The organism is Vibrio sp. 14G-20, from assembly GCF_026241515.1.
Lineage (GTDB): Bacteria > Pseudomonadota > Gammaproteobacteria > Enterobacterales > Vibrionaceae > Vibrio.
In genome coordinates, this window is sequence record NZ_JAPHPW010000009.1 from 70,307 (window position 1) to 82,353 (window position 12,047).

General features: G+C 47.2%; 8 protein-coding genes. 5 read left to right on the plus strand and 3 right to left on the minus strand.

Annotated elements, in window-relative coordinates:
* Nucleotides 1-140: 140 nt before the first annotated feature.
* Entirely contained in the window at nucleotides 141-1,355 is a 1,215-nt protein-coding gene (sstT, locus tag OQJ75_RS10180; protein ID WP_004732110.1) for a serine/threonine transporter SstT, read from the plus strand.
* 215 nt (nucleotides 1,356-1,570) lie between these two features.
* On the opposite strand, the gene OQJ75_RS10185 is transcribed toward sstT, so the two are convergent.
* From OQJ75_RS10185 to OQJ75_RS10195, 3 genes are all read right to left on the minus strand, one after another.
* Nucleotides 1,571-2,797 carry a tetratricopeptide repeat protein gene (locus OQJ75_RS10185; protein WP_265973180.1) on the minus strand — a complete coding sequence of 409 codons (1,227 nt, stop codon included), beginning with the start codon at nucleotides 2,795-2,797 and terminating at the stop codon, nucleotides 1,571-1,573.
* A gap of 316 nt (nucleotides 2,798-3,113) precedes the next feature.
* Nucleotides 3,114-3,716: a response regulator transcription factor gene (locus OQJ75_RS10190; RefSeq protein WP_265973098.1), complete on the minus strand. Its 603-nt coding sequence runs from the start codon at nucleotides 3,714-3,716 to the stop codon at nucleotides 3,114-3,116.
* An 11-nt stretch (nucleotides 3,717-3,727) separates the two neighbouring features.
* The gene (locus OQJ75_RS10195; protein ID WP_265973096.1) at nucleotides 3,728-5,617 is read right to left on the minus strand and encodes a sensor histidine kinase; all 1,890 of its coding nucleotides are present in this window, start codon (nucleotides 5,615-5,617) and stop codon (nucleotides 3,728-3,730) included.
* Between the two features lie 259 nt (nucleotides 5,618-5,876).
* On the opposite strand from OQJ75_RS10195, the gene dsrO reads away from it, so the two are divergent.
* From dsrO to OQJ75_RS10215, 4 genes are all read left to right on the plus strand, one after another.
* A complete protein-coding gene (gene dsrO, locus OQJ75_RS10200) occupies nucleotides 5,877-6,713 on the plus strand; it encodes a sulfate reduction electron transfer complex DsrMKJOP subunit DsrO (RefSeq protein ID WP_265973094.1) in 837 nt (278 codons plus the stop codon).
* Entirely contained in the window at nucleotides 6,710-7,885 is a 1,176-nt protein-coding gene (gene nrfD / locus OQJ75_RS10205) for an NrfD/PsrC family molybdoenzyme membrane anchor subunit (protein ID WP_265973093.1), read from the plus strand. The genes dsrO and nrfD overlap by 4 nt, the downstream gene beginning before the upstream one ends.
* Before the next feature lie 14 nt (nucleotides 7,886-7,899).
* The gene (locus tag OQJ75_RS10210) at nucleotides 7,900-10,992 is read left to right on the plus strand and encodes a tetrathionate reductase subunit A (RefSeq protein WP_265973091.1); all 3,093 of its coding nucleotides are present in this window, start codon (nucleotides 7,900-7,902) and stop codon (nucleotides 10,990-10,992) included.
* 411 nt (nucleotides 10,993-11,403) lie between these two features.
* Nucleotides 11,404-12,045 (plus strand): c-type cytochrome, encoded by a 642-nt coding sequence (locus OQJ75_RS10215; RefSeq protein WP_265973090.1) that lies wholly within the window; start codon nucleotides 11,404-11,406, stop codon nucleotides 12,043-12,045.
* The last annotated feature ends 2 nt before the right edge of the window (nucleotides 12,046-12,047 follow it).

The following is a 12,047-nucleotide window of genomic DNA, read 5'->3' on the forward strand; positions in this document are numbered from 1 at the left end:
TCACCCTAAAAGTAAACTATTCCTAGACACCCTCTAAGATCCCGCTAATATGACCGCCCATTCCACTAGTGTATAGTTGGATTTGGTACAACTTTATAAAAGATACATCACTATAATAATTTAACAATTGCAGGTATTTTATGCAAAATCACAACATGCTCGCCCGCATCGCTCGTGGGAACCTTGTCCTACAGATCCTTGCTGGTATTGTTTTCGGTGTCGTTCTCGCCATGGTTTCTCCTTCAGCAGCTCAAGACGCAGGCCTACTAGGTAGTCTGTTTGTTGGTGCTCTGAAAGCTGTTGCCCCAATTTTAGTATTCATTCTTGTTGCAGCTTCTATCGCAAACCAAAAGAAAGGTCAGCATACTCATATGCGTCCAATCATTGTGCTTTACCTGATTGGTACGTTCTCTGCAGCACTGACTGCTGTAGTACTGAGCTTCATGTTCCCAACCACTTTGACACTGGTTGCTGGCGCTGAAGGTGCTAACCCTCCTCAAGGTATTGCAGAAGTTCTTCATACGCTTCTATTCAAGCTTGTAGATAACCCAGTTAGCGCACTAATGAACGCTAACTATATCGGTATTCTTGCTTGGGCAATCGGTCTTGGTCTTGCACTGCACCACGCATCTGCAACAACCAAAGCGGTTTTCGAAGACCTTAGCCACAGTGTTTCACACATTGTTCGCTTCATTATTCGTCTTGCGCCATTCGGTATCTTCGGCCTTGTTTCGACTACATTCGCAACAACGGGCTTCGATGCACTAGCAAGCTACGGTCAACTGCTAGCGGTTCTACTAAGCTCAATGCTGATCATTGCACTTGTGGTTAACCCTCTGCTTGTCTTTGTAAAGACAAAACAGAACCCATACCCACTTGTACTGCAATGTATTCGTGAGTCTGGTGTAACGGCATTCTTCACTCGTTCAAGCGCTGCAAACATCCCAGTGAACATGAACCTTTGTAAGAAGCTAGAGCTAGATGAAGATACTTACTCTGTATCAATCCCTCTAGGCGCAACCATCAACATGGCAGGTGCTGCAATCACCATCACTGTGTTAACGCTTGCAGCTGTACACACAATGGGTATTGAAATTGATATCTTCACTGCGATTCTACTAAGCCTTGTTGCTGCAATTTCGGCATGTGGCGCATCGGGTGTTGCAGGCGGTTCACTGCTGCTTATCCCACTAGCATGTGGCCTATTCGGTATTTCTAACGATGTAGCGATGCAGGTTGTAGCGGTTGGTTTCATCATCGGTGTGATTCAAGATTCGGCTGAAACAGCGCTTAACAGCTCAACTGACGTAGTGTTCACTGCGGCTGTATGTAAAGCTGAGCAAAACAAAGCTTAACAGCTCTTGGGTATTAGACTTTAGCTCTAAGCTCTAAGCTCTAAGCTCTAAAAGCAAATAGCACACAAATAAAAAGGGAAGCATTCGCTTCCCTTTTTTGTTGTCTTGGTTTTCTAGATTACGGTTAGAAGCTATATAGCTTCATAGCTTCATAGCTTCATAGCTTCATAGCTTCAGTCATTCTTGTCCAACTCATCAAAGCTAACCAACACGTTTTAGTGGTTGCTTTTCCAGCTTGGATCCACTGCTGCCTGACTGAAATCTAGAGAGTTATGCGTTGCTTGATCGCTGGGTGGCCCTTGATTCGCAGCACCGCTATCATGGTTTGACGTCGCCTGCTGGCTGTAATCGACGTTAGAGCCTTGCTCACTCGAAGCTTTGGTCTCTAAATGACTACCATCGACATTTAACTCCTCACTTTCTTCATCGGACGCTTCTTTAACCTTCTTAGGAACAGGCACATTGCGTTTGTAGAGCTTGTTGAGCGCCTTAATGATTGAGTGCTTAGTGATCGCTTCTTGGGTCAACTTGGTCATTATCGGTTTAGTCAGAGCCTGTAAGCCCACGACAGCATCGACACCAAGTTCCCCGCCGACTTTATCCCTCAAATGCTTCGCTTCTGCGTAGCCAAAATGAGCTGATAGGAATAACCAGATATAAGCGATGGCGTTGCCGTGTTCACCATGGTCAATCCAAGCTTCGCCTGCTCTAAACATCGCTTCTGCACTGTTCTTTTCTGCGGCCGTCTCAAACCAGTAAACAGCCTCGCCATGGTTAGGCTCAACACCAATACCGTTCAAATAACTCATACCAAGTTTGATCTTGCCGTCTAAGCTATTCTTTTCCGCGGCCTTTTGGTACCACTCGACAGAACTTTCGGCAGAGTAATCTGGGTTTTCTTTATCTAGACACCAGTCACCGATAAACAGCATTGCTTCAGTATTACCACCAGCCGCAGATTCTTCGATATAGGTGTAACCTTTAGGGATGTTTTTATCAGTTCCACGACCAAAGACAAGCGCTTTGCCCATCTCAAATTTCGCAGACACGTCATTGTCCAATGCGGATATCGCAAGCTGCCAGAAATTGGCTTTTTCTCTTAAAATCAGGTCTTCTTTGCGCTTCATACTCAAACGCACAATGCCATACATGCCGTTGACATTATCTAAATGCGCGGCTTTATCGTACCAATATAAGGCTTCCTTAATATTGTTACGTTCGGCCTCTTTCGCTAAATATAGAATCGACGGAACATGTCCGGTTTCTGCTTTGAAGTGACGCTCTTTTTGCTCTTGGATGCGTGCTTTTTCAATCGCTTTTCGGTAAGCGACTGCACGAGCTTTGCGTTCTTGTTCCAAGCGCTGTTTTCTTAGCGATAAAGAAATCAGCCACACGGCCACAAGTATTAACGAAAGAGCCGTCGCACCAATTGCGATTCCCATTGTACTCATAAAATATTTTAACCTAACTCGGCTGATACAGATCTCGGTGTCGAGGAGTCATCAACCTATAGCGAATGTTTCTAATTACAGGGAAAAGCGCCGTTATTAAAACGTTCTGCCCTAAAATGAACTCAGTTCAGTATCTCAGGAATACATAACGATAAAAAGTCTACTTAGACCTATCCGTATGCACGCCATAAATGGTGTGATCTTGCTTCAATATCGATTACTTATGAAGACCACCTTTCATTAGAAAAAACCTAAATGTCGGTGACAAAATTGATGGGTTTCCATCAGGAATTTCTCACAATGATAGTTAAGTCAATTGTCCGTATATGTAAGCCAGTTCCGCTACCGTCTTCGCTGAGAATTTCTTCATCAAACTCGCTCGGTGTACTTCCACCGTTCTCATCGCGATACATAATTCATCGGCAATTTTTTGGTTGCGTTTTCCGTCGATGATCTGCTTAAGAATGTCGATTTCGCGTTCAGTCAATGATGCATACGCTTGGCGATACACATTCATGTGTAAGTGCTTTTCGGAAGCGTCCAAACCTTGTTTGATTGCCTCAGCTAACTCATTGCCTTTCACTGGCTTTTGGAAGAAATTCACCGCGCCGGCTTGTAAGGCTTCAACTGCCATTGGCACGTCGCCATGCCCTGTCAAATAGATCACCGACAGTGGGCTCTGCGCTTTCACCATCAACTCATGAACTTGCTGCCCTCTCATTTCTGGCATTCTGCTGTCTAGCACTACACAGCCCGGCTTTGTGAGATCCACAGAATCTAAAAAGCTTGGTCCATCTTCATAGGCTGACACCGTAAAATCATGCTCTTCCAATAAGAACACCAGTGAGTCACGCATCGACTCATCGTCATCAACCACATAGACTGGCAACGTTTGATGAAGTTCAGACATAACAAGATTCCTTATGAATCATTTGAAAGAGAAAAAGGTAACGTCACTGCGACGTGACAGCCATGAGGAGTTAATGATTTGATGGTCATTTGGCCGCTGTGGTCTTCAATCACGTCTTGGCAAATCGCAAGCCCTAAACCCAAGCCGTTTTCTTTGCTACTGACAAAGGCTTGAGTGACTTGTTGCTCGGTGAAATCTAAGCCTGTTCCGTTATCGATAACCGAAAGCATCATTTTATCCGGTTGATACTCGGTAATCACTTTAATTGTTGGTGGTTCGCTGTTTTTGTTATCAATATCAGACGCAGCGCTTTGTTCGCGATGCTGTTGTGCGTTACATGCGTCGGTTGCATTGTTTATCAGGTTTACAATCACTTGTTGTAGCCCCACCGAATCAACATACAGCTCAATAGGCTTACCTACGGCATGACGTTCAACGGTTATCTTGTGTTTCTGTAATCGAAATTGCAGCAATTCGATGGTGTCGGTGAGTAACTGTTCGATGTCAATCTGGGACTTCTCAGATGAGCGTTTCTTTATCATGTTTCTTAGACGTTGAATGATCGCATCAGCCCTATCCACTTGCGACTGAATCTTCTCGAACACAGGTTCAATATCGGTCAATGGTTTGTTCTTCGAAATCCGTAACAAACCGCCTTCGCTGTAGTTACGAATGGCCGCCAAAGGTTGGTTGATCTCATGTGCGAGGCTGCTCCCCAACTCGCCCACGACTGCAATGCGTTGAGAGTGCTCGAGTTGCTCACTCTTACTTTTTAGCTTGTGCAACGTGGCTTCCAACTGCTTTTTACTTCGACTGAATTTGTACTCCAACCAGAAGTGGTAAGCATTCAGTAACACCACAAGAATGAAGAACGCCCATGCCCATTGCTGATTGTACTTAAGCCAGATTAACGCTTCCTTCCACCATGGCTGTTGCAGTGGGTGCATGTCGAGCTGCTGATAGAGCTTGTCGATGGAGAGCAGACTAGTTGGTGACGTCCAACCCGAAGCATTGGCTGCAATCGCTGGCGCACTGCTCTTTGGCATTGAAAACAGCACCTGACTCATTTGCTTGGCCAGTGCTGAAGAAGCTCGCTCTGTCTTAGCAAACGACCAGTTGGAATACAGCGGTGTAGACACTTGGCATCGGAAGCCTTCAGGCGCTTGATTACCGATGACTCGATATTGCCCAGCCACCAGCAAACCTTCGCTAATCATATTTTCAACCAAACAAGCGGGGACGACTGCCGCTTCAATGTGTCCTTCTCGCAGTTGGTACAAACTGGCATCAATCGGGAAACCCAAGAACTGAGTATTAGAGAAAAAGTGATTAGGGTTCAGCCCTTCTTGCATCACTTGGTAGCGCATAGTCAGGTAGCCGCCAAACGCATTTTCAGAGACAGCCGCAATTGGCTTTCCGCTCAGTTGTTCAAACGAGATATAGGGTGACATTCTTCTGACCACCAATGCCGAACCGATACTGCGCGTGCTGCTCACACCTTGATCGTCGTAATTGTGACTGGTCATGGTCGCCATCCAAGAGAGCGCGTATTGACGTCCTAAACGCACTGCTTGACCGGGGTTGGTGACAACAAAATCGACCGTGACATCTTTTACTGCTTCCGCCATCTCTTCCAAATTAAAAGGCTTGAGAACAAAATGCTTACCCGGAATACGTTCAGACAACCAATCCATTGTTGGCTGCCAGCGTTGCAGCGCCGAAAGCTTGCCTCGAGTCGCCAACACACCAACCTCGATAATCTGGTCGGGTTCATCTGTGTTTTGGTTTGGGCTTGGGCTTGGAGCTGCTATCGCTTGTTCAGATTGAGCAGCGACACACACACCAGCAGTTAGACTCAACCAACAAAGGCTGACAACGGTCATTAGTTTTCGAACGGTCACTGAAATCTCTTTCTCCAAACGGACTGTTTATCCGATTTATTCTGGCTTCATTTTAGGTTAGCGAGATGCTCCACGCTTAACTTATGCTTTAGGTCGCCTTAAATAATCCTCTGAAACAAAGCATAACAGCTAGATTGCTAAAACCGCATTTGTTCTAGATCAACTTTAATCTGGGTATGTGGAAATCCACAATACCCCGTGTACGGTCAAAATCTGACAATGAGCTCAACAGAACGAATACCCATTTATAGGTACCACTATGGACTCATTGAAAAGACGGTTTCTCAGCCAATTCGGTAAAGTTTCCGCCGGTGCTGCGCTCATTCCCATTGCCGGAATCAACACCGCAGTCGCGAGCACAGCCATTCGCAATAACAACCAACCTGACCGCAAAGGCGAAATAGGTAAACGCTACGCGATGGCGATTGATTTACGTAAATGCGTTGGCTGTCAGGCATGTACTGTTGGCTGTAGCGTTGAAAACCAAGCGCCGATTGGCCAGTTCAGAACCACGGTAAAACAGTATGAAGTCTCCCTTGATGATGGTTCGACAGCTCAACAAAACGTGAAATCTTTCATGTTGCCTCGCCTTTGTAATCACTGTGACAACGCACCCTGCATAAAGGTTTGCCCTGTTCAAGCGACCTTCCAACGTGAAGATGGCATCGTGATGGTCGACAACGAACGCTGCGTTGCGTGCGCTTATTGTGTTCAAGCTTGCCCTTACGATGCGCGTTTCATTAACAACGACACGCTTACCGCTGACAAATGCACCTTTTGTGCACACCGCCTTGAAGACGGCTTACTGCCCGCTTGTGTCGAAACCTGTGTTGGAGGCGCACGTGTCATTGGTGACCTGAAAGATCCAAACAGCGAGATCAATCGTCTGCTGAATGAAAACCAAGACGACATCAAGGTGCTCAAGCCAGAGCAAAATACCAACCCACATGTTTTCTATATCGGCATGAACGAACGTTTCGTTAGCCATATCGAAGGCCAGCCTGCGATTTATGATCCAGCCGCCATCGATAACTCATCCTTTAGCAAACAAAACTCGGCAATCGCAGCACAAGGCAAACAAGGAGAGATAGCATGAATATCACTGAGGTGTTAGTTCCCGCTCAAGAGATCGCTTGGCTACCGTGGGCGGTTCAATATTTCTTCTACATCGGTTCGGCTTATGCGGCGGCTATTCTGTTTTTAATTGCACTAATATTCAAAAACTCAACCAGCCATCAATTCCGTTCTGCCCTTGTGCTTGTGATGGCCATCGGCGCGATTGTTGGGCCATTAGCATTAACCGGTGATTTGCACCAACCGGGACGTGCTTGGCACTTCTACGCCCACATCACGCCTTGGTCATGGATGTCATTAGGCGCTTTGTTTCTACCTCTATTCTCTGGGCTAGCTGTCGCGACTGCTTGGGTTTACCTACGTGACGACATCGCACAGCTTAAGAAAAGTGAAAACCCACTTCTAAAACGTTTGGCTTGGCTGACGCTAGGTCAATGGCAAATATCGTCAAAGCTGATGATTGCACTCGCTGCTGTGACGGCTATTTCGGGCCTAAGCATCGCGCTTTATACAGGCGCAGAGATTGCAATTTTGGCGAGCCGACCGCTTTGGCATCAACCGGCTTCCCCGCTGCTTTGGTTCACAACAGCCTTCTTTGCTGCAACGGGCTTAACGTTGTTGATTTGGGCTCTACTGCCTTCAAGCAAGCCAAGCTTAAAACCAACAGACCTAGCTCTGATACAAAGAACCATTACCTTAACAGGTGGCCTTGCCATCATTCTCACGTCGATCTGGGCATCTAACCATGGTCACTTCAATCTCTACGAGAACAACGCTTGGGGAATCAATCTAGGCATCATGACCACCAGCATTTTGCTGTGCATGATCTTAGTTTTGCCACTGCAACGTCTATCTCAAAGCAAGCTAGGAATTGTCTGCATAGCGCTAGCGACCATCGTTTCAGCATGGGCGGTGCGTTGGGTGACCATGATGGAGATTCAAACCATTCCACGTTTTGATGTAGGTCCATTCCCCTATGAACTGCCAATGGGTAGCGCTGGTTTACTTGGCATTGTTGGTATGTGTGGCCTTTGGTTAGCACTTGCGTTGTTCGCCTCTGAAATCGTGTCTACTCGAACTATTGGATCTACACAACCTATTGTATCTACACGAACAACTGGCTCTGCGCCAAAGGCAACATCAAAGCCAAACCAAAACACACCGTCACCACTTAACCGCTCACATAGCTTGTAGTCTGAGGAATCATCATGGATAACAAACGTCGTCAATTTTTGAAAACAGGCCTTGCTGCCGGTGGTGTTGGAGCTTTTGCTGCAGGTTATGCGACAACCACAAAGCATATGGTTCACGGTGCTATTGATGGCACCGCAGGTAAGAAAACCAATCACATCCATCACGGTAACTCACTCGAGACGGAATACAGTGTCGATGAGCAAGGTAAGATCTCGCCGAATCCAAACCAACGCGTTGCACCATCAATGTGTTTTGGCTGCTGGACATTGTGTGGCTTACGTGTGCGTATAGATAATCGCAATGACGAGATTTTGCGCATCTCGGGCAACCCTTACCACCCGCTATCAAGCGACCAACAGATCCCGTTCAAAACGCCCGTAAAAGACGCCTACATTGGCTTGTCTGGTGAATCCGGTATCAACAATCGTTCGACAGCCTGCGCCCGTGGTAATGGCATGTTAGAGATTCAAAACAGCCCGTACCGAATCACTCAACCGCTCAAACGTGTTGGTAAGCGTGGTGAAGGTAAATGGGAGCCGATCAGCTACGAACAACTCATCTCTGAGATCACCGAAGGTGGTAACTTATTCGGAGAGGGCGAAGTCGAGGGCTTAAGATCGATTCGTGATATCGAAACACCGCTCGATCCGAACAACCCTGAATACGGTCCTAAAGCCAACCAGTTACTAGTGACTAATGCCGGTAATGAAGGTCGTGATGACATCTTGAAGCGCTTTGCGTTTAACAGCTACGGAACACGCAACTTTGGTCACCACGGCTCTTACTGTGGTTACGCATTCCGCGCGGGTTCTGGCGCGATCATGAATGACTTAGACAAGTTCTCGCACTTAAAGCCCGACTTCAACAACGCTGAGTTCATTCTTTTCATCGGTATGTCTCCGGCTCAAGCGGGTAACCCGTTTAAGCGTCAAGCACGACAACTGGCTGAAGCTCGTACTAATGGAAAACTGAGCTACACCATTGTGACTCCAAGCCTTCCAGCAGGATCATCGAGCCTTGCGGCGGGCGATCGTAACAACTGGCTACCGATCAAACCGGGCACTGATTCAGCATTAGTATTGGGCATGATCCAATGGATCATCGAAAACCAGCGCTACAATCACGATTTCTTGTCTCGCCCAAGCGCACAAGCGATGCAAAAAGCAGGCACCACGCATTGGTGTAATGCTTCACACCTTGTGATCAGTGACGAAACACACCCACAAAATGGACGTATGCTCCGTGCATCGGATATTGGATTGCTAGAAACAGGCGAACCGATGTCTGACGATGACGGATTTATCGCACTAGATGTGACAACGTCACTGTTATCATCACATATTCAGGTGAATGAAGCGGCGCTGTTCGTCGATCAAGACGTAGAAATCAATGGTCAGACTGTTCGTGTTAAGTCTTCTCTGCAAAGATTGAAGGAAGAAGCCTTCAAATATGACCTTGCATACTACAGTGAGCAGTGTGAGATCCCGCAGGACCAAATTATTGCGCTAGCGAAACGCTTTACCAGTTACGGGACGAAAGCAGTCGTGGATACTCACGGTGGCAACATGCACACCAACGGCTTCTACAACTCGTTCTCTATCCTAATGCTGAACGCGCTGATCGGTAACATCAACGCGAAAGGCGGTGCGATGGCGAAAGCGGGTGGCTACCCGACTTCGGTTGCAGGCCCACGCTACGACTTTACTAAGTTTAAAGGTAAGACTAAGCCTCAAGGCGTGTTCTTGTCCCGCAGCAAGTTCCCGTATCAAAAAACCAGCGAATACAAACGTCGCGTTGCCGCCGGTGAATCCCCCTACCCGACACGTGCTCCGTGGTACCCAATCTCAGCTCCGCTTTTAACTGAGCACTTATCAGCTGCGATTGACGGTTACCCTTACCGTGCAAAAGCATGGATCAACCACATGGCGAACCCACTATATGGTGTCCCAGGCTTAGACAACCTGCTAGGCGAGAAGCTTAAGGATCCCAAACAGCTTGGCTTGATCGTGTCTATCGATGCCTTTATCAATGAAACGACTACCTTATCGGATTACCTCGTGCCAGACACGGTGACCTACGAAAGCTGGGGCATGGCAACACCGTGGCATGGTGTCGCGACCAAAGCGATCACCGCTCGTTGGCCGATTGTTGAGCCTAAAACCTCACGCACTCAAGACGGGCGCGCCATCAACCTAGAGAACTTCTTTATTGATCTGGCGAAAACACTGGGCTTAGGTGGTTTTGGCGATAACGTAATCAAAGACAACCAAGGTAACTGGCACGGTATTCATAGCGCTGAAGACTTCTACCTGCGCTCGGCTGCTAACTTAGCGTTCGTAAAAGGTGGCGTGCCGAATGTGGATGCGGAAGATATTGTTTGGTCTGGTCTTGAGCGCCTAGTGCCTGTGATGAACAAAACGCTCAAGCCTGAAGAGATGCTCAAAGTAGCTTATATCTTTGCGCGTGGCGGTCGTTTTGAAGACGCCACCAATGCGTATACTAATGAAACTATGAAGTACAAATGGACCAAGCCATTAGCTATCTGGAATGAAAAGCTTGGTACTTCTCGCAACACTATCAGTGGTGAGCAATACATGGGTTGCCCGACTTGGTATCCACAGAAGCTGGCAGACGGCACACCTTTGGCAGAGCAGTTCCCAGCAAAAGAGTGGCCGTTCACCCTGACCAACTTTAAGTCCAACATTCACAGTGCGGTGTCTAACTTGTCACCACGCTTAGAGTCCATCAAAGGCGTGAACCCGGTTTACATTCACCCACAAGACGCCTCTTCTGCAGGCATCAAAACTGGTGACGTATTTGCCATTGAAACACCGAGCTCAACCACACATGCGTTGGCAATGGTGATTGATGGTATAAAACAGGGAACATTAGGCTTTGAACACGGCTTTGGACACAAAGAACTCGGTGAGCGTGCACACTGGATTGGTGATACACAACAACCAGTGAAAATGAAGTCAAACGATGGCGTTAACATCAATGATATTGGCTTGATTGATCCGACGAGAGAAGGCAAAGGCGTGATGTTGGATTGGGTTGTGGGCGCAGCAGCAAGACAAGCGCTTCCAGCTAAGATCTACAAAGTCTAGGCGTTACAAGCTCAGCTATTTCAGTCAATTCAAGACTGAGCACAGTAGAGCAACTTCGTAATTCGAGGTTGCTCTTCTTTTTCTAACCTACTCAACGCCAAACCATCAATTCTTCACATCACTTCTCTACAAGTTTCTCACCTAGCCCCATCAAGCGTCTATGCTTATAAAATCGGTGCCATAAAGAGCCTTAACAAACAGTTACACCGAGGCGAACATGGCAGTTCCCTTGCATTTCGTTAACGGCAGTTGGATCAGTCTATAGAAGTTCACATCAATTCCATTATGACGATTGAGGTTATTAATGTGAGACTCGCCTCAAGTTCCAAGTGAATTAATGTGGAAATCCACAATAGCGCGAACAACCAATTATGTCGAAAATGCGTGCATTACAACCAATAGCGACGCCTCATGACTAAGCTGACAATTAAAACTCAAACTTTAACGCTTTGCATCGCTGCTCTAGGAAGCCTTTCTTTATCCGCTTTTGCACAAGCAGCGCCTAACCCAATGCCAGAAGCCGCAGAAACCTGTAGCAGCTGCCACCAAGCCGACGGTAAAGGCATGCCTAACATCGCCCCGATGCTAGCAGGGCTCAATGCGGACTACCTAGAACATCAACTAGTCTTATTCTCAAGTGGCGAGCGTCAAAGCGCGATCATGAAGGGGATGGCTGACGGTGTGTCTGACCCTGCCGTTCGTCGTGAGGTTGCAGAATACTTTGCATCACTGCCTTCATACGAATTCACCGATTTAGAACAGCGCGGCTCACAAGCTGATATCGATAACCCTTATCGTAAACTTATATTCCAAGGCGATTGGGATCGAAACATTCCCGCTTGTGCAACATGCCACGGGCCAAGTGGTATGGGTGTCGACAAGTTCCCACGCCTAGCGAGCCAGCATGCCGACTACATTCAAACTCAGCTCAACGCTTGGAAAAACGGCACTCGGAAGGGTGATGATTTGAACATGATGGGCAACATCGCGGGCAAGCTAACCGACGATGAAATCAAAAACCTGTCGTACTACTTCGCATCTTTCCGATACTAAAG